Origin of the sequence: Brucella rhizosphaerae, from assembly GCF_002252475.1 — a bacterium.
Taxonomy (GTDB): domain Bacteria; phylum Pseudomonadota; class Alphaproteobacteria; order Rhizobiales; family Rhizobiaceae; genus Brucella; species Brucella rhizosphaerae.
Map to the genome: position 1 here is coordinate 229,685 of NZ_NNRK01000033.1, position 21,868 is coordinate 251,552.

The window sequence follows — 21,868 nt, forward strand, 5'->3', positions numbered from 1 at the left end:
CGAACTTCCGACAAAACTGTATAGCGGCTTTACGTCGGAGAAGGCACAAAGCAAATAATCAGAATGGTTTCAACGACAACGGTTTAAACAGATCTTACGCCCGTAATCCCTTGGTCGGATGCACCAGTCGCCGCGTCTGTACCATTGCCATCGGTGTCGCGAGACTGGAAGCATCTGCTTCCAGCATCAGTTCATCAGCACCGCGCTTGGCAGAGCGCGCCATGATCTCAAACACTGCTGCTGTCGTGCTTTGCAACATCTTCTCGTCGGAAAAGCCGGAAAGCTTACGCGCCAGAAACACTGCTGACGTCAGATCACCAAGACCGTTGGTCGGGCCTTCGACACAGCGATGTTCCGCCATCAGTGCGATTGTGGGCGTCAGCAGAATATTACCAATACTGCCAGTCATAAGCGGGAAAGCAGATGTCACCAGCATTGTTGCAGGACCCGCATCAAGTGCTGCTTCCATCAACGCCTTGTTGTCTTCCAGCGGGACGCCCGTCAGCCAGGACAATTCAAACCGGTTGGGTGTGGCGATATCGGCAAGTGGCAAAAGCTTGTCACGGATACCAACGGCTGTTGCCTCCGGAACATAAAGCCCCTTCTGATCGCCGATCACCGGGTCGCACAGATAAAGCGCATTTGGATTGCGCGCTTTCACCGCTTTGATAAGCCCTGCTACAGCTTCCGTCTGTTCGGGATGACCGAGATAACCGGTCAGGATCGCCCCTACTTCACCAAGCCATGGCGCACGTTCCAGATCCTGCATCAATGTCGCAAATTCCTGCGGCGGAGGCACGATACGTCCGGCAGGACCGTGACCCGGATGCCAGGGCAACACCACAGTCGGCACGGCCCATACAGGAAACCCCAGTGTTTCCAATGCGAAAACCGCAGCACGGTTGCCCACTGAACCACGCACGACATGACTTGAAATGACAATAACGGTTGTCGCATCCGACGGCGCAGAAAGCGTCATGTTGAACCTAGCTTTGCATGAGATAGAAAAGGAGCCAGACGATAATCGCCAGCGTGATGATGAAGCCTATTCCGCGCCCAACGCGCGTGGCCCAAAGCTCTATGGGATCATTCTCCGGTGCATCGCTGGCCGACAGGTGATCGGCGGTGCGGGAAAGCCCGCGCCGCACAATGCCTTCTGCACCGATCTGTTCACGCTCCAGCCGATCAAGAATACGCTGCGCCTCATCCTGACGCTCACGCCCCGGACCGCCGCCCTCGCCTATACCCGCCTGCTGGCGTTCACCCATGATCTGTTTGCCCTCAAGAAAAGACTCGCGCCCCAGAGAAGAACCACAGCATCACGCCCACAGCGCCGTTCTGCAAGCAGAATGTTTGATCAGACCTAACTCGCCCGGAAACAGCGTCACATTTTTCGAAGTTCACTCATGCAATTTTCACAATCAATTTGCCGAAATTGCCACCCTCAAGGAGTGAGAAGAAGGCCTTCGGCGCATTTTCCAGTCCTTCAACAATGTCCTCACGATAGCGCACATGCCCATCAGAAATCCACTTCGCCATATCATGGTAAAAGGCCGGGCGCTGCTCGACAAAATCGCGCTGGATGAAGCCACGAATGGTGAGGCTTTTCGACAAAACATCCCGCATGAAAACCGGCAGACGATCTGGCCCATCGAATGCGCCACTCTGGTTATATTGGGCAATCAGACCACAGACAGGCATACGCGCAAACTGATTGAGCAGCGGGAAAACTGCCGCAAAAACTTTGCCGCCTACATTTTCGAAATAGACATCAATGCCTTTCGGACAGGCAGCGGCCAGCTCTTCTGCAAAGTTTTCGCTACGATGATCAATTGCGGCGTCAAAGCCAAATTCATCAATCAGCGCACGACATTTATCTGCGCCACCCGCGATGCCAATAGCGCGCGCGCCTTTCAGCTTTGCAATCTGTCCCACAGCGGAACCCACAGGACCGGTCGCCGCAGCAACGACGACTGTCTCGCCTTCTTTCGGCTGCCCGATCGTGAGAAGGCCCGAATATGCAGTAAAGCCGGGCATACCGAGAACGCCCAGCGCAGTGGTTACAGGTGCTGCCTTCGGATCGAGCTTGCGGACGTCGGTGGCTTTTGCAAGCGCATAGCTCTGCCAGCCCGAATGTGAAAGCACCAGATCGCCCGGCGCAAAACCAGCGCTGCGGCTCTCAACCACCTCTCCCACGGTTCCGCCATCCATGACGGCACCAATCTCGACGGGAGCCGCGTATGATTTCGCAGCGCTCATGCGCCCACGCATATAAGGATCAAGCGAGAGATAATGCAGTTTCAGAAGAAGTTCACCTTCGCCCGGGCTTGGGATTTCCACCTCCTCAAGCCGGAAATTCTGAGCCGCCGGATGTCCATCAGGACGTGCAGCAAGGACGATACGTTGATTAACTTTCGCGGCCATGGAGAACTCCTGCATATTCTGGCTGATCCAAATTTTGGCTAATCCAAATTCTGGCTAAACAATAAGGCGTTCTGCCTGACGCCCTTGATCCGAACTTATGTGAATCGCTTCGGCTGTGAAACGACCATGCGGAAATCTTCGTACTTGTTTTAAACGAATGGAAAGAAACTCCGTTCCCTCCCGGTTGCATCGTTAGAAAAGAAAACCCCGCCACAATGGGCGGGGTCGATACTCTGCAAGGAATGGTACAGAATTACTTCATCGTTGGAATGACAAATTCACCCCGTCTTTGACACCACCGCGCGCCCGCAGCAAAGCGAGGACGCGCAATGTAAAAATCGTCTGGCGCTACTTCATCGTTGGAATGACGAATTCGGCTCCGTCTTTGACGCCAGACGGCCAGCGCGAGGTAACAGTCTTGGTCTTGGTATAGAAGCGGAATGCATCCGGGCCATGCTGGTTGAGATCACCGAAGCCCGAAGCTTTCCAGCCGCCAAAGGTGTAATAAGCAATCGGAACCGGGATCGGCACGTTGATACCGACCATGCCAACCTGAACGCGGCTTGCGAAATCGCGTGCTGCATCACCGTCGCGGGTGAAGATGGCGACGCCATTGCCGTATTCATGTTCATTTGGAAGAGCCAGTGCTTCCTCGTAGTTCTTGGCGCGAACAACGCAGAGGACCGGGCCGAAGATTTCTTCCTTATAGATGCGCATGTCCGACGTAACGTTATCGAACAGACAACCACCCATGTAGAAGCCGTTTTCATAGCCCTGCATCTTGAAATTACGGCCATCGACGACGAGATTTGCGCCTTCTTCGACACCGAGATCGACATAACCGCGAATGCGATCAAGTGCTGCCTTGGTGACAACCGGACCGTAATCGGCCGAATTATCGGTCGAAGGACCAATCTTCAGCGATTCCACACGAGGGATCAGCTTTTCCATCAGGCGGTTTGCAGTGTCTTCACCAACAGGAACTGCAACCGAGATCGCCATGCAGCGTTCACCAGCCGAACCGTAACCAGCGCCGATCAGCGCATCAACGGTCTGATCCATGTCGGCATCCGGCATGATCAGCATGTGGTTCTTTGCACCACCAAAGCACTGCACACGCTTACCGTTCGAGCAACCGCGCCCGTAAATATATTGCGCAATCGGCGTGGAACCGACAAAGCCAATGGCCTGTACATCAGGATCATCGAGCAGCGCGTCAACGGCATCCTTGTCACCATTGATGACGTTGAAAATGCCTGCTGGAAGACCGGCTTCCATGAACAGTTCGGCCAGACGCATCGGCACGCCCGGATCACGCTCGGATGGCTTCAATACAAAGGCGTTGCCACAGGCGATCGCAGGACCGGCTTTCCACAATGGAATCATCGCCGGGAAATTGAATGGCGTAATACCGGCCACAACACCCAGCGGCTGGCGCATGGAATAAGTGTCGATACCTGTTCCTGCATTGTCGGTGAATTCGCCCTTCAGCATATGCGCCGAACCGAGGCATACCTCGACCACTTCAAGACCGCGCTGAATATCGCCCTTGGCGTCAGCAATGGTCTTGCCGTGTTCACGTGCCAGCAACTCAGCAAGGCTGTCATATTCGGCTTCAACCAGCTCAAGGAACTTGCGCAGAATACGAACGCGGCGCTGCGGATTGGTTGCTGCCCATGCTGGCTGTGCAGCCTTGGCATTTTCCACAGCCGCGCGAACTTCGTCTTTTGTGGCGAGAGCGACTGTGCCCTGCACCGTGCCATCAAGTGGCTGGAAAATATCCGACGTGCGACCGCTGTTGCCAGCTACATGCTTGCCGCCGATAAAATGCCCTACAGTACGCATTGAAAGACCTCCCTGAATTCTGTTTCCGTCTGGCAGATTTAAAACCTGCCATCTTGGCAGTCATCCTGACTCTGCAAATTCACAATTGCAAGGCGCTGAAAAGCGTATCCGTTGTGCATTTTCTATAGTACGATAGAGCATGATCACGCTCATACAAAGAACGCCATGAACTGGGACGATATCCGCATATTTCTCGCTGTGGCGCGTTCTGGGCAGATTCTGGGCGCAGCGAAGAGGCTCGGCCTCAACCATACAACAGTTGCTCGCAGGCTGACTGCACTTGAGACGGCCCTTTCAACGACACTGCTCATACGTCGTACCAACGGCTCGACACTCACACAGGCGGGCGAAGAATTCCTGCTTGCAGCCGAGCGTATGGAAGCAGAAATGCTTTCCGCACGTTCCCAGGTTGGCAATGCAGATATTGCGGTATCGGGTACAGTGCGGATTGGCGCGCCCGATGGCTTTGGCGTCACATTTTTGGCGCCAAGGCTTGCGCGGCTAACACAACAATATCCCGACCTCACCATCCAACTTGTACCGGTGCCACGCTCCTTCTCGCTGTCACGGCGTGAAGCAGATATTGCCATCACCGTCGAGCGTCCGGAACAGGGGCGACTGATCGCCCGCAGGCTGGTCGACTATACGCTGGGCCTTTATGCTCATCGCTCATATCTCGAAGCGAATGGTATGCCTGAAAGCGTGGAAGATCTGAACCATCATCGGACAATCGGCTATGTGGAAGATCTGGTGATCAATCCGTCTCTGGCCTATGCGCCGGAAATCAGCCGCGACTGGAAGCCTGCTTTTGAGGTTTCAAGTGCGCTGGGACAGGTGGAAGCAGTTCGTGCGGGTGCTGGTATCGGCATTCTACACGCGTTCATCGCACGTGCTGATCCCAATCTGGTGCCTGTACTGCCCGATCGTATCATCCGTCGGGCCTATTGGCTGACCTATCATGAATCCGCGCGCACCCTGCGTCGTGTTACCGCCGTTTCAGCTTTGATTTCCGAGCTGGTGGAGAACGAGAAATCGCTCTTTAGTTAATTTGCCCGCCAGTAAATTGCCATCAACCCAATGATCATTGCCGCCGGAATAAACAGAGCATCAAGACCAATGACATAATGCGCAACGCCGCCCAGAACGGCACCAATCATCAAGGACAGCCAAACAGCGAAATGTTGCAACCAGCGCCATCGTGGCGCTTCTCCGCGCAATGAACCGGCAAGATCGGCAGCAGAGTTAAACAGGGTTCCGGTCACGTAAGTCACACCGAGACGCGCAGAGCCTATCGGCTGCACGGCTGCATTCTGCGCACCCATGGCAGCTGCCAGAAGCAGCACCGGATGGATCAGATCGAGCCCCTCGTGCCGCAAAATGCTGACCAGAAGAAGTATCGTCGCCACGCTGGCCATGACTGCGAGGCTACCGTTCTTTCCATGAGCGCGAACGGCAAGTGTACCCAAAAACGCACCGGTGAAAAACAAAGCGATAAGAGCAGCAGGAAGCCAGACAACGACCCGTCCCATGGCATCGGGTTGTCCGGAAATAGCAAGCCCGAGCTGTGTTGTATTGCCACTCATGAAAGAGGCGAAAAAGCCGCCCAGTTCGAGAAAAGCAATTCCATCAATGAAGCCTGCCGACGCGGTCAGAGCCAGACCGAGAAACAGTCGCGAATTCGGTGTCATTGGATTGAACTTTGAAAAATGGGATTGAACTTTGAAAAAAGAGCAGCCCGGCTTTTAAAACCGGGCCTTTACTAAAGATTGGAACGCGTCGTCAGACCCGTTTAACGATGCGCAGAATAACAAGAAGGATCGCAGCGCCGATAAAGGCATTGACGATTGCAGCGATAATACCGCCACCAACCGAAAAACCCAATCGTGGCAACAGCCAACCTGCGAAGAAAGCACCGATCACACCGACAATGATGTTACCGATCAGGCCGAAACCACCGCCCTGAACCACCTTGCCAGCAAGCCAGCCAGCGATCAGACCGACCAACAGAAATACGAGAAGACTTCCACCATCCATAAGCAATTCTCCCTCTCATAATGCATCCCGCGACGCATCTGCGATGAGTTGACAATATGTTGGCCTGTCAGACAAGAGCCTATGCGAATTAAGCCACTGGTGGATTGAATTTGGCGTTCGGGCTGCGCCTGTCATACCCGGATGCAGGTGTCGGAATCAGCCCACCAGATGCCGGAAAGCTGCAACCACCTCTTCATATACCTTGCGCTTGAACGGCACGATCAAATCCGGCAGTTCCTGCATCGGCTTCCACGCCCATTCCTCGAATTCAGCCGTATTGCCGCCGGGAGGTGGGTTGATGGCAATCTCGCTCTCATTGCCCTCAAACCGATAGGCAAACCACTTTTGGGTCTGGCCGCGATATTTACCCTTGAGCGCCTGCCCAACGAGACGCGGGGGAAGATCGTAATTGATCCAGTTTGGGGCTTCCGCAAGCAGCGAAACCGACTTCATTCCGGTTTCTTCATAAAGCTCGCGCAAAGAAGCAACTGCCGGATCTTCGCCCTTATCGATCCCTCCCTGCGGCATCTGCCAAAGCTGTGTCGCCCCATCCATTTCGTCGCCTGGAATAACAATACGCCGACCGGCCCAGACGAGCCCTTCCTTGTTAAGCACCACCAACCCAACGCAAGGGCGATAAGGCAGGCTTTCAGGATCGACAGGACCTTTATGCTTCGACATGGTGTTCTCCGTGCATTCGCAGATATGTGCAACAATTGATATGCGGCAGTTCATAGCGTTTCAATGCTATTAAACTGCGACAAAAGAAAACGCGGGAGCCTGAACTCCCGCGTTTGTTGTTTCATTCGCCTTCAAAGGCAGATCAGTTCAGCACACCCTTTTTAGGGTCTGGCGGGAAGGCAGCATTGGCCTCTTCACCACGCAGAAGCTTGAGGGCTTCATTGAGCTGAACGTCATCCTTTGGCTCCAGCGGAACATAGGCTGCGGAACCCGATCCCTGATCGTCTTCGGCATTGCCCTTGATATGGCCCTTGAGCTCAGACTCACCGCGAACAACGTCCTCGCCGCGCAGTTCCGGCGGTAATGGCTGTTCAACCTTGATGTCCGGCGTGATGCCCTTACCCTGAATCGACTTGCCCGACGGCGTGTAATAGAGCGCTGTCGTCAGACGCAGCGAGCCATTTTCACCAAGCGGAATGATTGTCTGGACAGACCCCTTGCCGAACGACTGCGTGCCAAGCACCGTCGCACGACGATGATCCTGAAGAGCACCCGCAACAATTTCCGACGCGCTGGCCGAACCACCATTGATCAGCACGATCACTGGCTTGCCATCGACAAGGTCACCCTTGCGGGCATCAAAGCGGGTCACATCCTGCGGATCACGACCACGGGTCGAAACAATTTCACCCTTGTCGAGGAACGTGTCTGAAACAGCAACCGCCTGATCGAGAAGACCACCCGGATTAAGGCGGAGGTCGAGCACATAGCCCTTGAGCTTATCGCCCGGCAGCTTTTCCTGAATATCCTTGATCGCCTTCTTGAGATCTTCCGAAGTCTGCTCAGTGAAAGAAATCACACGCAGATAGCCAACATCGTTCTCAATCCGCGAACGAACCGCCTTGACCTTGATCACAGCACGGTCGATCTTGAGCGTAATAGGCTTGTCGGCACCCTGACGAATAAGTGTGAGCTCAATCGGCGAACCGATTTCACCGCGCATCTTCTCAACGGCATCGCTGAGGCTCAGGCCGCGGACTTCCTGACCGTCAATCTTGCTGATCAGATCGCCTGAAAGAACGCCAGCTTTTGAGGCCGGTGTGTCGTCAATCGGCGCTATGACCTTCACAAGATCATTGTCCATCGTAACTTCGATGCCAAGACCACCAAACTCACCCTTGGTCTGCACGCGCATGTCCTGCGCGGCTTCCGGGTTGAGATAGGAAGAATGCGGATCGAGCGACGTCAACATGCCGTTGATCGCGCTTTCCGTCAGCTTCTTGTCATCCGGCGGCGTCACGTATTGCTGACGCACACGCTCGAAAATATCACCGAAGAGTGCAAGGTCCTTATAGACATCGCTGTCTTTCCCCGCTGCCGCAAAGGCAGTGGAAGCAGGCGCGCCCTGAACCATCACCATGGCTGACGCCCCCAAAAGGGCTCCGGCGAACAGCAGCGACAGTTTACGTATCATTTTGTGTCCTTCCAGAAAGCCGTTCAGACCACCACGGGGCCGGATCAACGGGTTTTCCATCCTTTCGAAACTCAATGTAAAGCAATGGCGCGCCATTGCCCACCTCTATCGGTGCAACACTTGCGAGAAGTTTTTCACCCATTGCGCCGACAGGCTCCCCCGCCAACACAAACTGACCTTGCGCCACATCGATTCGACCCATGCCAGCCATCACGATATGATATCCACCGCCAGCATCCAGGATCAAGAGCTGCCCATAAGATCTAAATGTACCTGCATAAAGCACAACGCCATCGGAAGGTGACGTAATCGTGGCGGCGGGCAAGGTTTCGACGACCTGCCCCATCATGTTGCCACCAACGCCGTCTTTTTCAGCAAAATGTCGGATTGTCTTGCCTGCAGCTGGCAATGCCAGCTTTCCACGCAGCAATGCAAAATCAAGCTGCGCGTGCAGCCGGTTCTCGTCAGGTGTTGCTTCTCCGGCCTTTTCCTGCGCTTTTGCCAGGCGATCCGCCTCCGCCTTGCGTGCAGCGTCTGCCGCATCACGAACACCAGCCATCTGCTGGTCAAGTCCGTCGATCAGCTCCTTAAGGCTGCCCGCTTTGGCCGCCAACTCTTCCGAACGCTTGCGTTGCGCCTCAATTTCCTGCTCCGATTGTGCCTGCAACTTCTTCTTTTCTTCAAGAAGAAGTGATTGACGCTTCTGCTCTTCAGCCTGCGCAGTCCGCGTTCCCTTGAGCTTTTCCTGCTCCTGCGTGATCGAAGCGGTGACGCGCTGCATATCGTGCAGATCGCTGGTGAGCTCTTCCACCTGCTCGCGCATTTCAGGCACAACCGCGCCAAGCAGCACTGCACTGCGCACTGACGCCAAAGCATCGTCAGGACGCACAAGAATGGCCGGCGGCGGGTTCAAACCCATGCGCTGAAGTGCTGCCAGCACCTCAGCCAGAATGCTGCGTCGCGCACGCAGAGAATTGCGAATGCCATCTTCCTGCTCGCGCAAAGACACGAGCTTATCGGCACTATCGGCAATATCCTGTTGTAATTTCTTGTCCGTCTTGGCTGACTGGATGAGTGCAGCCGTGATGGTTGCCTGATCCTTTTTGAGGTTTGACACCTCGTCTTCAAGCTGTGTGAGCTTATCACCTGTTACGGACAATTCGGTGCTGAGTTGCTCATATTCGCTTGCAGCCTTCTCACGTTGGTCTTGAAGCGCTTCCTGCGCAAAAACCTGCGGCATGCCGGCCATGAGAGCAGTCGCAACAAAGCCAGCCCGCAACACAGCGGACAGTTTAGGCTTTTTGAGAAGGCGAAAAGGACTCATGGCGCGCTATATCAGGAACAAACAAGGCCAAAACTAGCCGCATACTGTTAACGAACCATCAACCATAAACCGCAGCGATTGATTATAGCCGTCAAGACGCGATCTGTTCCATCAATTCGATACGGTTACCGAATGGATCGGAGATGTAGCATCTTGTATAACCAACCAGCGGTTCATCTTCGACAATGCAGACGCCAGCTGCGGTGAGTGTTTCGGTCAGTTCTGCCAATCCCTCGACAATAAACGCGGGGTGCGCTTTGCGCGCAGAAACAAACTCCGGGTCAATCCCGAGGTGAATTTTCAACGAACCTCGCTCAAACCAGCAGCCACCTCTTACTGCCAGATTTGGCGGCTTTGGCACTTCCGGAATTCCCAAAAGCCCGTCATAAAACGCCCGGGCCTTTTCTTCCTGACCCTTTGGCATTGCAAGCTGTATATGATCGAGCCGAGTGATATGCATCTTTGCTTATCCAACCGTTGTGCACGGCAGCATAGAAGCATTTCCAGCAAAAGTACGAAACGGTTTTGCGTTGGATAATGCGTCAAAGCAATAATGGGACGCGGTTCCAACGATTCAGCTTAACTGGACGCGCTCCAGGCAAAAAGAGCCCTCACGGCGCAAGATCTGGATACTTGCTTGCATATTCCTGCATTTCACGACGATAACGCCATACGGCACGTGCGCGACTTTTCCAAAGATCGCGGCGTGGCCGTTTCCAGGGTTTTTCGGGGCCGTGGAAATGAACAATGATATCCGGAACCGCGTTTTTCTCCTCAACATCGCCACCAAGTCGAGCAATGTGCCGCCGCTGTCGGGAAGCATCGCGCCACGAAGAGTTATAAGCCGGGTTGAGAAGATGCACACGACCACGAAACACATTGTTGAGATGGTCCTGATCGCCCAGCGGAAAAGAGGATGCGCGGACAAGATCGTGCATGGCCTGGTGCAGTTCCGGCTCAGCGCGAATAGCATCGGTATCAAGCAGCAGAACACCGGCATTAAAATAGCGCGATATATCGGTTTGCTCCATCAGCCCCTGCAACTCGCTTATACGGTGCATGCATTTATCGCGCACTTTAAGACTACGCGCCGACCATTTTGCCACGACACAATCACGCACCGCACCGATCGGGGAACCATTGAGATTGAGCGAGAAAAGCGGAGCAACATCACCCACCACCTGTGTATCGCCGTCGATATATAGAACGCGACCCGAAATACGGGACGGAATATGCAGTCGCCCCATCGTGGCGGCTGAAATATGTGCAGTTGGTCCTTTTGCACCATCCAGATCATCCGCAGAAAGAGCGAGGCAATTAAGCGTGACGGCTGGGTTTACCGCAGCCACACGCCTGACCGCGTCCCAATCCTGCTCGCTGAGCCCATCTCCCCAGAAATGAATTATTCCCGGCATCGATAAGTGGCGCAGCACGCCCCACATGGCCACCAAAGTGGGTTTTAGAAAACCGCTATCGGTCACGAAAGCGATCTGGGGAAGCGTCCTGGCGGGCGATGAATGCGACATATATTTCTTCGGGCAGATCATGAGACAGTTACAAGAACAATCAGAAACTTGATTGTTTTAGTCACCTATAACAAAAACATGATGAAACTACGACCGATGGTAAGGATGGCCCGCAAGAATTGTTGCGGCACGATATAATTGCTCAGCAATCAAAATGCGGGCGATCTGATGTGGCCATGTGAGTTCGCCCAGCGCCAAAACCAGATCAGCACGCGAACGCAAAGCCGGATCGTGTCCGTCCGGGCCACCAATGGCAACAATCAACTGCCGCTTGCCATCGTCACGCATACGGCCAATCCGCTCAGCAAAAGCTTCCGAGCCGAGCGCCTTGCCGCGCTCGTCGAGCAGGATAAGGGCTGCTCCATTATCCAGTGCTTCATTTATGCGCTGTGCTTCTTCAGTTTTGCGCAGATCAGCCGTTTGTCCGCGGCTTTCGGGTATCTCATTCACCCCCGAAAATTCGAGCCCCAATGGCGGCCCAGCCTTGGAAAACCGGTCAAAATAGCGCTCAACCAACTCTCGCTCGGGGCCGGCTTTCATCCGGCCCACAGCCATCACACTCACACGCATAACGCCCTCTTACGATTTGATCAGTGCACCGTTCCCGATGCGCGCTGATCTTCGATATCGTCGTTGATCCAGATCTTTTCCAGATTGTAGAAGTCGCGGATTTCCGGACGGAAAATATGGACGACGATATCGCCTGTATCGATGAGAACCCAATCACCGCCCTCGAGTCCTTCGACCCGGATATCCTTGCAGCCCATTTCACGTAGAGCTTGCATAAGATGATCAGCGACAGCCGTCACATGACGATGCGAACGACCAGATGCGACGATCATGTAATCGCCGATCGAAGATCTTCCGCGAATGTCGATGGGGATAATGGATTCTGCTTTGGAGTTTTCGAGACTGGCCAAAGCCGCGTCGAAGGTCTGGGACACGAAAGCTGTTTCGTTCATCCCGACCGGTGAAGGCGCGTGGTGAGCCTTCTTCTCAAATGCTGTTCTCAGTGTAGTTCCTTTCCGACAAGAACAACGCAGTACGGCAGTGATAAGCACCGTACAACCCTAAGATAGGCAGAGTCCCTGTATTCTTTCAAGAGTCTTGGCTGTTTAAGCCCATTCACTTTTTAGATTTCTGTTTACGGAGCGCGCTTGAAGAAAGCGAAGAGCGCGGCCCGTGGATGAATGTCCAGGCAGGCGGTGTGCGGCGCGCAAGTACGGGCGCATAGTGTTCGTCAAGCCGGCTATCGGAAAATGTCTGTGCCATGCGCGATGATAAGTACGCCAGCGTCGAACCCGGACGATCAATCACTGCGATTGGAAAATTCTGCGCAATCTCGCGCCAGCGCTGCCAGCGGTGGAACGACGCAAGATTGTCCGCCCCCATTACCCAGACGAAATATACCCCGGGATTGGCTTTGCGAATGAGCGCTAGCGTATCGGCTGTATACCGCACATTGAAGGCCGCCTCCAATGCAGTCACCTTGATACGCGGATCACTCGCAATGCCTTCGCTCAGTTTCAGCCGGTCCGCGAGTGGTGCCAGTTCACGCTGATCCTTCAACGGATTGCCGGGTGTCACCATCCACCAGAGCTGATCAAGTTTCAGCCGTCGGATCGCAATTTCTGCCACCAGCGCATGACCACCATGCGGAGGATTGAACGATCCGCCAAACAGACCAACTGTCATGCCTTTCTCGACATAAGGCATGCGCAGATAATGCGCATCGACATCTGGATACTGCTCTTTCAGTGCGGAAAGCCCGAAGCCGAATTTCATCAGCCTCTGACCTGCCCGTTCCCACGAACACGGTATTTGAAAGAGGTCAGCTGTTCCACACCAACCGGACCGCGCGCATGCATCTTGCCGGTTGCGATGCCAATTTCGGCCCCCATTCCAAACTCTCCGCCATCAGCAAACTGGGTCGAAGCGTTGTGTAGCAGAATGGCCGAGTCGATCTCGTTGAAAAACCGCGCCACCGCTCCCGCATCCTCTGCAATAATCGCCTCGGTATGATGCGACGAGTAGCGATTGATATGCTCGATTGCACCCGAGATACCATCGACCAGCTTCACGGAAATAATTGCATCAAGATATTCAGTCGACCAGTCTTCATCGGTCGCGGTTCTGGCATCAGGATAAAGTGCCTTTACCTCGTCGCTTCCGCGAATTTCGCACCCCTTGGCAGCCAGATCCTGCAGGACGGGTACAAGATGCGTTGCGGCAACAGCACGATCCACCAGAAGCGTTTCTGCGGAGCCGCATATGCCTGTGCGGCGCATCTTGGCATTGACGGCGATAGCGCGCGCCATGTCGAGTTCAGCAGAAGCATCGACATACAGATGGCAAATGCCTTCGAGATGCGCGAAGACCGGAACGCGTGCTTCTGATTGCACACGCGCAACAAGGCTTTTGCCGCCACGTGGTACAATCACGTCAATTGCACCGTTCAATCCTTTGAGCATTTCACCAACCGCGGCACGGTCTGTCACAGGTACGATCTGGATAGAATCGGCAGGCAAGCCACCGGCTTCAAGGCCAGTCACAAGGGCTTGGTGAATAGCAGCAGAAGAGTGAGCGGAATCTGATCCGCCGCGCAGGATCACGGCATTGCCAGCTTTGAGGCAGAGAGCGCCTGCATCGGCCGTTACATTGGGGCGGCTTTCATAAATCACGCCAATCACGCCAAGCGGCGTACGGACGCGCTCGATGTGCAAACCATTTGGACGGTCCCATTCAGCAATCACTTCACCGACAGGATCAGACAGAGCAGCAATCGCACGGATACCATCGGCAATGGCTTCTATGCGGCTGTCATCAAGCGTCAGCCTGTCAACGAATGACGCAGCCATGCCGCTCTCTGCAGCATTGGTGAGATCAACTTGATTGGCTCTCAGAATTGCATCTTTGCTGGCGAGGATCGCATCGGCGGCGGCAAGCAAGGCCTTATTCTTTTGTTCAGCGCTTGCAATTGCAAGTGGTGCAGCAGCAGCTTTGGCCTTACGACCAACCTCTGACATGATAGCTGCAATATCGGCTCCCCCATCCACTTTGTTCAGCATCCGCTCCCCCTTTATGCTTCTTCTGTCTCGACAGCATTCACACCGCGCACCACCAGATCATTACGGTGGATCATCGCAGCGCGCGCATCATAACCAAGAATCGCACTAATCTCATCGCTTTTATGCCCCGCAATTTTGCGTGCATCCTCAGCGTCGTAAGCAATCAGCCCACGCGCAATTTCACGGCCTTCTTCATTGAGAACTGCAACCGTATCACCGCGCTCGAACTGGCCTTCAATCTCTTTGACACCTGCCGGTAAAAGTGATTTTCCAGACTTCAACGCCCTGGCCGCACCCGCATCGACCAGCAGTTTACCTGCAGGTTCAAGATTGCCGGAAATCCATGTCTTCCAGGCGTTAACCGGCGCACGTGACGGCTCAAACAAGGTTGCACGTTCGCCGCGATCGATCGCTGAAAGTGGCGCCATTCGCGTGCCAGATGTTATGATCATCGCAGTCCCGGCCGCATTGGCAATTTTGCCCGCATCAAGCTTGGTCTTCATGCCACCGCGCGAAAGTTCAGATGCAGCCGCACCCGCCATGGCCTCAATCTGCAGCGTAATCGTTGTAACGAGCGGCAAAAACTGCGCGTTCGGGTCCTTGTGGGGAGGTGCTGTATAAAGCCCGTCAATGTCCGAAAGGAGGATCAGAAGATCAGCGCCCATCATGGTCGCAACGCGTGCAGCCAGACGGTCATTGTCACCATAACGGATTTCAGTTGTTGCGACCGTATCATTTTCATTGATGATCGGCACGGCACCAAGCTTCAAAAGCGTTTCGATGGTTGCGCGTGCATTGAGATAGCGGCGGCGTTCCTCGGTGTCCGAAAGTGTTACCAGAATCTGGCCAGATTTGATGCCATGGCTGCCAAGCACGTCAGCATAAGCCTTGGCGAGCGCAATCTGGCCGGCAGCAGCCGCAGCCTGACTTTCCTCAAGCTTCAACGATTTTTTCGGCAGACCAAGAACGGTGCGGCCAAGTGCAATCGCACCTGAAGACACGACCAGAACTTCGACACCTGCGCGCGACAGACTGGCGATGTCCTGACCGAGGGTTTCAAGCCAGTTCTGCTTGAGACCCGTTGATCGGTCCACCAGAAGGGCGGAACCGATTTTTATAACGATGCGGCGATAGTCTCTGAGTTGTTTCAGCATGTTTTCATTTCCTCGCCGCACTCAATTATGCTCAGTCGTCGGCTTCCGCTGTACCCGCTTCAGCAGCACGACTCTTATCAATAACGCTTGCAAGCTGACGCAGCGTATCGTTCAGACCTTCATGACTGACTGCAGAAAGCAGCAGAGGATCGCGCCCACAGGCCTTTTTCAGTGCCTTGATCTTGATCTTGCGCGCATCAGGATCAAGCGTATCAATCTGCGACAGCGCTACAATTTCCGCCTTATCAGCAAGACCGTGCTCGTAAGCTTCAAGCTCGCCACGAATGACAGAGTAAGCCTTTGCCACATCTTCTTCCTGCGCCGATACCAGATGCAACAGCACACGCGTGCGCTCGACATGACCAAGGAAGCGGTCGCCAAGGCCCACGCCTTCGCTCGCGCCTTCAATGAGGCCAGGAATGTCGGCAATCACAAATTCACGGCCATCAACCCGCGAAACACCAAGATTGGGATGCAGCGTGGTAAAAGGATAATCAGCAATCTTTGGCTTGGCCGCTGTCACACTTGCGAGGAAGGTGGACTTGCCAGCATTGGGCAATCCGACCAGACCCGCATCGGCAATCAACTTCAGACGCAGCCAGATCGTGCGCTCAATGCCATCCAGACCGGGATTTGCACGGCGCGGCGCACGGTTTGTAGACGTGGTGAAATGCAGATTGCCAAAGCCGCCATTGCCGCCCTTGGCGAGACGATAACGCTGACCAAGTTGCGTAATGTCGCAAAGCAGCGTTTCATTATCTTCTTCAAAAATCTGCGTACCAACCGGCACCCTGAGCACAACATCATCGCCCTTACCGCCAGTCATGTTGCGGCCCATGCCATGCATGCCTGTCTTGGCCTTGAAGTGCTGCTGGTAGCGATAATCGATCAGCGTATTAAGACCATCAACGGCCTCAACCCAGACATCACCACCGCGACCACCGTCACCACCGTCAGGACCGCCAAATTCAAGAAATTTCTCGCGGCGGAACGAAACAGCACCTGCACCGCCCGCGCCGGAGCGAATGTAAATCTTGGCCTGATCGAGAAATTTCATTGAACCTTACCTCTTACGACGCCTTCGAAACTTGTATCGTAGTGCGTCTTAAACTTGGGACTGCACGCAATCTCGTGCAATCCGATTTGCAATTACAGCAAAACCATTGTCCTGCAAACAGCTAGTGGTCTGATTCCGACATTTGCATCACTCCACTGCGGGCAAAGAACAAATGTCAAATTCAATCCACTCGACGACATAGGTTTTCAGCCTAAACTCAGTTTCCGCGCCGGATCGCTGAAGTCGATATAGAGCAGTTCCTGATCCAGATACTGCCCCTGCACGAAAAGCGACTTCGGCTCCACGCCATAGGATTTGAAGCCAAGGCCATAATAGATGCGCTTCGCAGGCTCATTGGTGGCCACGACTTTCGCATCCAGTATCACGACATGCTGCGCTGCATGTTCAATGATCCGTTCAACAAGTGCCTTGCCGAGAGCCAGTCCGCGTGCTTCCGGAGCAACATAGACGCTTACAAGTGTCCCGCGATGCCGCTCCGACTTGCGCTCATGTCGGGAGAGACCGGCAATGCCCATCAGGTTCTCGCCATCGAAGGCACCAAAAATCACATTGCCATTGACCTGTTCCAGACGACGCGCGAACACGCTGTCGGAATAGGCATTTTCTTCATCAAAACTCGATCCGAATGCCTGCGGCGCAAGCTGGAGTGCCGAAAGCCGAACAGCCCGGAAGCGATGCAGATCGCCCTTGTCGAGTGCACGTAAGGTGATCCGGTCGCGGCTTACCGCGTGAATATCAATCATTTCATTCCCCGATTATTATTGGCCCTGTGATTGCGCACAGGGCCAGTTCTTATAATGGTGCTTTATAGTTAAGACTGCCAGCTTCTCAGGCCGATCCATGTCCGACGGTCAAGAACGTAACGCTCGACAGGTACATTTCCAACGGCAAGTGAATCCGACATGCCCATTCCGCTGAACTGGAAGCCGCATTTATGGATCACCCGCCTTGAACCGTCATTGCTGACACGGCATGAAACATGCAGCCGCTCGATAGGGGTGGCCCGGAAGGCCAAATCAATCAGAACATGCGCGGCTTCAGTGGCAAAACCATGCCCCCAATAGGGCTCGCCCAGCCAGTAACCGATCTCCAGCCCCTCGCCATGTTTATGCGCGTGAATACCACAACAGCCCATAAATATGCCGGTTTCAGCTTGGGTGATTGCATAAATGCAATTGCCCATCTCGCCTTTTCGCACGCGCTCGACAAAATCGACTGCATTTTCGCGGGTGTATGGATGAGGCATACGGGCGAGCATGGCGGAGACGCGGTTGTTATTGGCAAGATAGGAAATTGCATCCACGTCTTCTGTGTGTGGCGGGCGAAGCACCAGCCTGTCAGTCACGAGGACGGGGCAATCTAAACCAGGCGAGAGATCAGCATAGCTGTCCTCCCGCTCACTACAGCTCTCGTAATAATCTTCTTCTAAAACTTCGACGACCATTGTTCTGTCCTCCAGATGAAAAAAAGGGAAGATGGTTGTCCCATCTTCCCTTCGATCTTCTGGCAGGTCGCCATATGTACCGGGTCCATGGGACGCCGGTACTTTATAGAGGTCCGGCTTACTCTGCTGCTTCCGCGATCGGATTGACCGACACGTAGGTGCGGCCGTTGGCTTTCGCGCGGAAAGACACCGAACCCTGGGTAAGCGCAAACAAGGTGTGATCCTTGCCGATGCCTACATTGGCGCCCGGATGCCACTTGGTGCCGCGCTGACGCACGATAATGTTGCCAGCGAGCACAGCTTCGCCACCAAACTTCTTCACGCCAAGGCGCTTCGACTCTGAATCGCGACCGTTACGCGACGAACCACCAGCTTTTTTGTGTGCCATTGGATTTCTCCTTTAATCTCTTCTACTTACTCAGCCGACTCAGCCTTGGCTGCAGCCTTCTTAGGCGCTGCCTTCTTTGGCTTTGCGGCTTCGCCTTCAGCGGCGTCTGCCTTCGGAGCTGCCTTCTTGGCTTCTGCCTTCTTGGAAGGCTTCGCACCATCGGTGAGGATCTCCGAGATACGGATAGTCGTCAGTTCCTGACGATGACCGCGAGTACGCTTGGAGTTCTGACGACGACGCTTCTTGAACGCGATAACCTTGCGAGCGCGACCCTGCTCAACGACTTCAGCCGTTACCAGAGCGCCTTCAACAACTGGCGCGCCAACGGTCGTGCCGACCATCAGTACTTCTACAAATTCTACGATGTCGCCAGCTTCGCCAGCAACCTTTTCAACCTTGATCAGGTCGTTTGCGGCAACGCGGTACTGCTTGCCACCAGTCTTAATGACTGCGAACATTTGTTTTCCTTTCGGGTCGTTCGGTCCAGCTCTCATACCCTGCAACGCAAGCGCCTTGGGCACGGGCCGTCTTTTTATCAGTCGATTGATTTTGAAGGCTTTTCAGCCTTCCGATCAGAGCCCGGAAAACCGGAAATCTCCAATCAAAACAATATGAGCGGACTACCCCACACATAAAGTCTGGTGCTTATAGATATGAGGCAGCGGAAAAGTCAAGAATTTTCGTCCCTGAATGCAAATTAGGTCTTGTCTAATTGTGTTTGGCCCGTTATTGAGCCGCTACACACTTAGCATTCGCTTTAGATGCTTTCCAACGGCGCGATTTTCATAGATCGTTTTACCGTAGTGCACAACGCGGAGAGGTGGCTGAGTGGTCGAAAGTACCGCACTCGAAATGCGGCGTGGGGGTAACTCCACCGTGGGTTCGAATCCCACCCTCTCCGCCATTTTCTTTATTGAAAATAATGCACTGGTTATGTTTTCCGTCTACAAGTGAGCACAACAAGCTTCCGTCTTTAAAGTCATCCGTCAGTCAAAATCACATTCACGGCCCGTCCCCTGCTCTTCAAGGATGCCTGCTTTCCATACAGGTATTCTGGGGCTTACAGACCAGTCCTGCCTGTGCCAGAAGATCGGCCACTCCATCACGCGTACCCAGCCTCTCCGGATCACATAGATATTCCATGTGTTCTCCCAGATAGCTCGCCATCGGCGCACGCCAGTCCGGCGAGGTTTCGATCATCTGCTCAGCGGTATAAAGTAGATATTCCACATAAGCCCCATAGCCAGTGATCTGCGCTGTGTCTTTTAGCGAACAATAATCGGCCTGCGCCAGCTCTGGTTTTTGCACCGTCAGATTCAGAAATTCCCGATATATCTCGCGCGCGGTCTGATCACGCTGAATCAGATCAGTCTGGCTGATCTGATACGGAATAATGACCAGTGCGGAAAGCGCGGCAAAGGCCGTAGCTATTCCGCCCAACGCGGTCAGGGGCTCAGTATTGCGTCGCAGCCAGTTCCACATGATCAGGCCTTGGGTTGCTCATGGGTTGCACAATGAATGCCACCACCAACCTCGCCCAACGGGTCGACATTTAATGTAACAATCTCGCGGTCGGGATACAATTTTCCAAGAATGGCCACCGCGCGTTCATCGGCTTCACGATCCCCAAACTCAGCAGCAATCACCGCGCCATTACAAACATAGTAATTGACATAGGAGGACACAAAATCCCGGCTGCTCGCGCGGATGTCATAAGGCTCCGGCAAAATGACTATTTCCAGCTTTTTTCCGTCAGCATCGGTGGCTGCGGCCAGAATGTCATACGTTTCGAAAGCAGCAACTGACCAAGGGTCGTCTGCGTCGATCTTATCTCCCATCTGGATTAGCAGCTGGCCCGGCTTAACAAAACGGGCAAGCGCATCGATATGGTAATCGGTGATATCAGCACCGATAATTCCGGGTGCCCAGAGCATCTTTCTCGCACCCATCGTGTCCAGCAACATCTGCTCAATTTCGGCTTTGTTGCCCCGGTTGCGGTTGGCATTGATGAAGCTGCTTTCGTGAGCTATCAGCGTGCCGTGTCCATCTGTTTCAACGCCTCCCGCTTCCCCCACCAAACCTGCGTTGAAAACCTGCAACCCCAACCGTTCGGCTACCCGCGCAGCAATCTGGCCATCTGCGCCGTGGGTCTGCTTGTTACCCCATCCGTTGAAGTTGAACTGTGTGACAGCCAGACCTCCCTTGCCATTGACAACAAAGGATGGGCCGGAATCGCGACACCACAAATCGTCGGTCGGAATGTCCCATAATTCCACTTTACCGGAAACCAGTTTGCGGACTGCACGATGGTGCTGTGCCGCCGCTAGCATTACAACTGGTTCAAATTTCGCGATTGTGTTGGCGATTTTCGCTATAGTTGTCTGAATATCATAAAGAAAATCAGGATCGTCATGCACAGCGGGATTCACCGGCCATTGCATGAAGGTGCGCTCATGTGGTTCTGTTTCTTCCGGATACCAAAACCCGGCAGCACGAGCCGACGAACCAGCAGCCTTACCCGATCGTGACTGCATCGACATACCAACAGCGGCTGCAGTGGCGCCCAGCCAGATTTGGCGGCGTGTAATCATCATATCACCATGAAAACTAAAATATGTATTTAAGAATTCTTGAATATAAATTAGGGCCGCACGTAAACACTGTCAACAGGCGCAAATCCAGAGGATGCTGGCACGTCCGCAGATGCGGAATACCCTTGAAATGCGACGTGAGGGAAACGCCACCGCAAGTTTTAATCCCACCATCTTCTTATTGAACATGATGATCTGCAAATAGTATTTAGGCTGCGCGGCCTATAGAAGACCTATACTTCAGGCCGCGCTTACACAGACAAAAACCCTCTATCGAAGCCTCAAAGGTTCTTTTGAGCAAACCGATCAAACGCCTCAAGAAAATCACCAAGGAACTTCGCCGTGTCAGGTACCAGCTTGCCGCTGTCATCGACCAGTTTATCAACGTGAGCAAGATACGCTTCTGGCTGTTGCAGGGCTGGCATGTCGAGAAATACCAGCGATTGCCGCAAATGATGATTGGCACCAAAAGCTGAAATATTTCCCGGTGAGCCACTGATGATCGCAGCAGGTTTTCCGCCCCAAACGCTTTGTCCATATGGGCGCGAGCCCACATCAAGCGCGTTCTTCAAAGCAGCCGGTACAGATCGGTTATATTCTGGTGTCACGAACAGGACGGCATTAGCCTTGTTCATCTCTGATCGAAACCGTGTCCATGCTGCGGGAGGCGCATCCGTGTCCAGGTCTGGATTATAGAGCGGCAGGTCGCCGATCTCGACAGTCGTCAAAGTCATGCCGCTCGGCGTTATGGCATCAAGCCCCATAGCCACCTTGCGATTAAAGGAGCCTTTTCTCAAGCTTCCAATCAGAACAGCTACGTTCAAGTGTGACATCCGC

Annotated in this window: 25 protein-coding genes and 1 tRNA gene; 2 read left to right on the forward strand and 24 right to left on the reverse strand. The window is 54.0% G+C overall.

Going from position 1 to position 21,868, the window contains the following annotated elements; translation table 11 throughout:
- Positions 1-94 precede the first annotated feature (94 nt).
- The 4 genes from pdxY to CEV32_RS16950 all read right to left on the reverse strand — a co-directional run bounded on the left by pdxY (position 95) and on the right by CEV32_RS16950 (position 4,269).
- Positions 95-979 carry a pyridoxal kinase PdxY gene (gene pdxY, locus CEV32_RS16935; RefSeq protein WP_094578282.1) on the reverse strand — a complete coding sequence of 295 codons (885 nt, stop codon included), beginning with the start codon at positions 977-979 and terminating at the stop codon, positions 95-97.
- A 7-nt stretch (positions 980-986) separates the two neighbouring features.
- Entirely contained in the window at positions 987-1,268 is a 282-nt protein-coding gene (locus tag CEV32_RS16940) for a hypothetical protein (protein ID WP_094578283.1), read from the reverse strand.
- A 136-nt stretch (positions 1,269-1,404) separates the two neighbouring features.
- Positions 1,405-2,424, reverse strand: coding sequence for an NADP-dependent oxidoreductase (locus CEV32_RS16945; RefSeq protein ID WP_094578284.1), 1,020 nt, complete (start codon positions 2,422-2,424; stop codon positions 1,405-1,407).
- A 348-nt stretch (positions 2,425-2,772) separates the two neighbouring features.
- Positions 2,773-4,269: a CoA-acylating methylmalonate-semialdehyde dehydrogenase gene (locus CEV32_RS16950; RefSeq protein ID WP_094578285.1), complete on the reverse strand. Its 1,497-nt coding sequence runs from the start codon at positions 4,267-4,269 to the stop codon at positions 2,773-2,775.
- Between the two features lie 165 nt (positions 4,270-4,434).
- Between CEV32_RS16950 and CEV32_RS16955 the strand changes: the two genes are divergently transcribed.
- A complete protein-coding gene (locus tag CEV32_RS16955) occupies positions 4,435-5,316 on the forward strand; it encodes a LysR family transcriptional regulator (protein ID WP_094578286.1) in 882 nt (293 codons plus the stop codon).
- Here CEV32_RS16955 and CEV32_RS16960 read toward each other — a convergent pair.
- From CEV32_RS16960 to rplU, 17 genes are all read right to left on the reverse strand, one after another.
- The gene (locus CEV32_RS16960) at positions 5,313-5,957 is read right to left on the reverse strand and encodes a YoaK family protein (RefSeq protein ID WP_094578287.1); all 645 of its coding nucleotides are present in this window, start codon (positions 5,955-5,957) and stop codon (positions 5,313-5,315) included. The genes CEV32_RS16955 and CEV32_RS16960 overlap by 4 nt on opposite strands.
- Before the next feature lie 91 nt (positions 5,958-6,048).
- A complete protein-coding gene (locus CEV32_RS16965; protein WP_094578288.1) occupies positions 6,049-6,303 on the reverse strand; it encodes a GlsB/YeaQ/YmgE family stress response membrane protein in 255 nt (84 codons plus the stop codon).
- 156 nt (positions 6,304-6,459) lie between these two features.
- Positions 6,460-6,984 carry an RNA pyrophosphohydrolase gene (locus CEV32_RS16970; RefSeq protein WP_094578289.1) on the reverse strand — a complete coding sequence of 175 codons (525 nt, stop codon included), beginning with the start codon at positions 6,982-6,984 and terminating at the stop codon, positions 6,460-6,462.
- A 142-nt stretch (positions 6,985-7,126) separates the two neighbouring features.
- On the reverse strand, positions 7,127-8,458 hold the full coding sequence (locus CEV32_RS16975; protein ID WP_094578290.1) for a S41 family peptidase: 1,332 nt from the start codon (positions 8,456-8,458) through the stop codon (positions 7,127-7,129).
- Positions 8,448-9,782, reverse strand: coding sequence for a murein hydrolase activator EnvC family protein (locus CEV32_RS16980; RefSeq protein ID WP_094578291.1), 1,335 nt, complete (start codon positions 9,780-9,782; stop codon positions 8,448-8,450). The genes CEV32_RS16975 and CEV32_RS16980 overlap by 11 nt, the downstream gene beginning before the upstream one ends.
- A 91-nt stretch (positions 9,783-9,873) precedes the next feature.
- Positions 9,874-10,242 carry a VOC family protein gene (locus CEV32_RS16985; RefSeq protein WP_094578292.1) on the reverse strand — a complete coding sequence of 123 codons (369 nt, stop codon included), beginning with the start codon at positions 10,240-10,242 and terminating at the stop codon, positions 9,874-9,876.
- 151 nt (positions 10,243-10,393) lie between these two features.
- Entirely contained in the window at positions 10,394-11,308 is a 915-nt protein-coding gene (locus CEV32_RS16990; protein WP_094578293.1) for a glycosyltransferase family 8 protein, read from the reverse strand.
- 87 nt (positions 11,309-11,395) lie between these two features.
- Positions 11,396-11,878 carry a 23S rRNA (pseudouridine(1915)-N(3))-methyltransferase RlmH gene (rlmH, locus tag CEV32_RS16995; protein ID WP_094578294.1) on the reverse strand — a complete coding sequence of 161 codons (483 nt, stop codon included), beginning with the start codon at positions 11,876-11,878 and terminating at the stop codon, positions 11,396-11,398.
- A 20-nt stretch (positions 11,879-11,898) separates the two neighbouring features.
- A complete protein-coding gene (gene rsfS, locus CEV32_RS17000; RefSeq protein ID WP_094578295.1) occupies positions 11,899-12,270 on the reverse strand; it encodes a ribosome silencing factor in 372 nt (123 codons plus the stop codon).
- A 163-nt stretch (positions 12,271-12,433) separates the two neighbouring features.
- A complete protein-coding gene (locus CEV32_RS17005) occupies positions 12,434-13,093 on the reverse strand; it encodes a nicotinate-nucleotide adenylyltransferase (protein ID WP_094578296.1) in 660 nt (219 codons plus the stop codon).
- The gene (locus tag CEV32_RS17010) at positions 13,093-14,376 is read right to left on the reverse strand and encodes a glutamate-5-semialdehyde dehydrogenase (RefSeq protein WP_094578297.1); all 1,284 of its coding nucleotides are present in this window, start codon (positions 14,374-14,376) and stop codon (positions 13,093-13,095) included. Before CEV32_RS17010 ends, CEV32_RS17005 begins: the two co-directional genes overlap by 1 nt.
- A gap of 11 nt (positions 14,377-14,387) precedes the next feature.
- Positions 14,388-15,530: a glutamate 5-kinase gene (proB, locus tag CEV32_RS17015; RefSeq protein ID WP_094578298.1), complete on the reverse strand. Its 1,143-nt coding sequence runs from the start codon at positions 15,528-15,530 to the stop codon at positions 14,388-14,390.
- Positions 15,531-15,561: 31 nt separating this feature from the next.
- The gene (obgE, locus tag CEV32_RS17020) at positions 15,562-16,587 is read right to left on the reverse strand and encodes a GTPase ObgE (RefSeq protein WP_094578299.1); all 1,026 of its coding nucleotides are present in this window, start codon (positions 16,585-16,587) and stop codon (positions 15,562-15,564) included.
- A gap of 206 nt (positions 16,588-16,793) precedes the next feature.
- Positions 16,794-17,351: a GNAT family N-acetyltransferase gene (locus tag CEV32_RS17025; RefSeq protein WP_094578300.1), complete on the reverse strand. Its 558-nt coding sequence runs from the start codon at positions 17,349-17,351 to the stop codon at positions 16,794-16,796.
- 68 nt (positions 17,352-17,419) lie between these two features.
- Positions 17,420-18,052: a GNAT family N-acetyltransferase gene (locus CEV32_RS17030; RefSeq protein ID WP_094578301.1), complete on the reverse strand. Its 633-nt coding sequence runs from the start codon at positions 18,050-18,052 to the stop codon at positions 17,420-17,422.
- Positions 18,053-18,170: 118 nt separating this feature from the next.
- The gene (rpmA, locus tag CEV32_RS17035; RefSeq protein ID WP_094578302.1) at positions 18,171-18,440 is read right to left on the reverse strand and encodes a 50S ribosomal protein L27; all 270 of its coding nucleotides are present in this window, start codon (positions 18,438-18,440) and stop codon (positions 18,171-18,173) included.
- Positions 18,441-18,466: 26 nt separating this feature from the next.
- Positions 18,467-18,898, reverse strand: coding sequence for a 50S ribosomal protein L21 (gene rplU, locus CEV32_RS17040; protein WP_094578303.1), 432 nt, complete (start codon positions 18,896-18,898; stop codon positions 18,467-18,469).
- 356 nt (positions 18,899-19,254) lie between these two features.
- Between rplU and CEV32_RS17045 the strand changes: the two genes are divergently transcribed.
- Positions 19,255-19,344 (forward strand) — tRNA-Ser (locus CEV32_RS17045).
- 119 nt (positions 19,345-19,463) lie between these two features.
- On the opposite strand, the gene CEV32_RS17050 is transcribed toward CEV32_RS17045, so the two are convergent.
- The 3 genes from CEV32_RS17050 to CEV32_RS17060 form a co-directional block, all read right to left on the reverse strand.
- Entirely contained in the window at positions 19,464-19,922 is a 459-nt protein-coding gene (locus CEV32_RS17050) for a hypothetical protein (protein WP_094578304.1), read from the reverse strand.
- 2 nt (positions 19,923-19,924) lie between these two features.
- The gene (locus CEV32_RS17055) at positions 19,925-21,034 is read right to left on the reverse strand and encodes an agmatine deiminase family protein (protein ID WP_374883162.1); all 1,110 of its coding nucleotides are present in this window, start codon (positions 21,032-21,034) and stop codon (positions 19,925-19,927) included.
- Between the two features lie 278 nt (positions 21,035-21,312).
- On the reverse strand, positions 21,313-21,864 hold the full coding sequence (locus tag CEV32_RS17060; protein WP_094578305.1) for an NADPH-dependent FMN reductase: 552 nt from the start codon (positions 21,862-21,864) through the stop codon (positions 21,313-21,315).
- Positions 21,865-21,868: the final 4 nt, after the last annotated feature.

Excerpts from the sequence above, each read along its gene's own strand:
- rsfS (WP_094578295.1), bottom strand. The coding sequence starts at position 12,270 with ATGAACGAAACAGCTTTCGTGTCCCAGACCTTCGACGCGGCTTTGGCC.
- CEV32_RS16980 (WP_094578291.1), bottom strand. The coding sequence starts at position 9,782 with ATGAGTCCTTTTCGCCTTCTCAAAAAGCCTAAACTGTCCGCTGTGTTG.
- CEV32_RS16955 (WP_094578286.1), top strand. The coding sequence starts at position 4,435 with ATGAACTGGGACGATATCCGCATATTTCTCGCTGTGGCGCGTTCTGGG.
- CEV32_RS16965 (WP_094578288.1), bottom strand. The coding sequence starts at position 6,303 with ATGGATGGTGGAAGTCTTCTCGTATTTCTGTTGGTCGGTCTGATCGCT.
- rlmH (WP_094578294.1), bottom strand. The coding sequence starts at position 11,878 with ATGCGTGTGAGTGTGATGGCTGTGGGCCGGATGAAAGCCGGCCCCGAG.
- CEV32_RS17025 (WP_094578300.1), bottom strand. The coding sequence starts at position 17,351 with ATGATTGATATTCACGCGGTAAGCCGCGACCGGATCACCTTACGTGCA.
- CEV32_RS16975 (WP_094578290.1), bottom strand. The coding sequence starts at position 8,458 with ATGATACGTAAACTGTCGCTGCTGTTCGCCGGAGCCCTTTTGGGGGCG.
- pdxY (WP_094578282.1), bottom strand. The coding sequence starts at position 979 with ATGACGCTTTCTGCGCCGTCGGATGCGACAACCGTTATTGTCATTTCA.
- CEV32_RS16940 (WP_094578283.1), bottom strand. The coding sequence starts at position 1,268 with ATGGGTGAACGCCAGCAGGCGGGTATAGGCGAGGGCGGCGGTCCGGGG.
- rpmA (WP_094578302.1), bottom strand. The coding sequence starts at position 18,440 with ATGGCACACAAAAAAGCTGGTGGTTCGTCGCGTAACGGTCGCGATTCA.
- CEV32_RS17005 (WP_094578296.1), bottom strand. The coding sequence starts at position 13,093 with ATGAAATTCGGCTTCGGGCTTTCCGCACTGAAAGAGCAGTATCCAGAT.
- rplU (WP_094578303.1), bottom strand. The coding sequence starts at position 18,898 with ATGTTCGCAGTCATTAAGACTGGTGGCAAGCAGTACCGCGTTGCCGCA.
- CEV32_RS16985 (WP_094578292.1), bottom strand. The coding sequence starts at position 10,242 with ATGCATATCACTCGGCTCGATCATATACAGCTTGCAATGCCAAAGGGT.
- proB (WP_094578298.1), bottom strand. The coding sequence starts at position 15,530 with ATGCTGAAACAACTCAGAGACTATCGCCGCATCGTTATAAAAATCGGT.
- CEV32_RS17060 (WP_094578305.1), bottom strand. The coding sequence starts at position 21,864 with ATGTCACACTTGAACGTAGCTGTTCTGATTGGAAGCTTGAGAAAAGGC.
- CEV32_RS16990 (WP_094578293.1), bottom strand. The coding sequence starts at position 11,308 with ATGTCGCATTCATCGCCCGCCAGGACGCTTCCCCAGATCGCTTTCGTG.
- CEV32_RS17030 (WP_094578301.1), bottom strand. The coding sequence starts at position 18,052 with ATGGTCGTCGAAGTTTTAGAAGAAGATTATTACGAGAGCTGTAGTGAG.
- CEV32_RS16950 (WP_094578285.1), bottom strand. The coding sequence starts at position 4,269 with ATGCGTACTGTAGGGCATTTTATCGGCGGCAAGCATGTAGCTGGCAAC.
- CEV32_RS17010 (WP_094578297.1), bottom strand. The coding sequence starts at position 14,376 with ATGCTGAACAAAGTGGATGGGGGAGCCGATATTGCAGCTATCATGTCA.
- CEV32_RS16960 (WP_094578287.1), bottom strand. The coding sequence starts at position 5,957 with ATGACACCGAATTCGCGACTGTTTCTCGGTCTGGCTCTGACCGCGTCG.
- CEV32_RS17050 (WP_094578304.1), bottom strand. The coding sequence starts at position 19,922 with ATGTGGAACTGGCTGCGACGCAATACTGAGCCCCTGACCGCGTTGGGC.
- CEV32_RS17055 (WP_374883162.1), bottom strand. The coding sequence starts at position 21,034 with ATGATGATTACACGCCGCCAAATCTGGCTGGGCGCCACTGCAGCCGCT.
- CEV32_RS16945 (WP_094578284.1), bottom strand. The coding sequence starts at position 2,424 with ATGGCCGCGAAAGTTAATCAACGTATCGTCCTTGCTGCACGTCCTGAT.
- obgE (WP_094578299.1), bottom strand. The coding sequence starts at position 16,587 with ATGAAATTTCTCGATCAGGCCAAGATTTACATTCGCTCCGGCGCGGGC.
- CEV32_RS16970 (WP_094578289.1), bottom strand. The coding sequence starts at position 6,984 with ATGTCGAAGCATAAAGGTCCTGTCGATCCTGAAAGCCTGCCTTATCGC.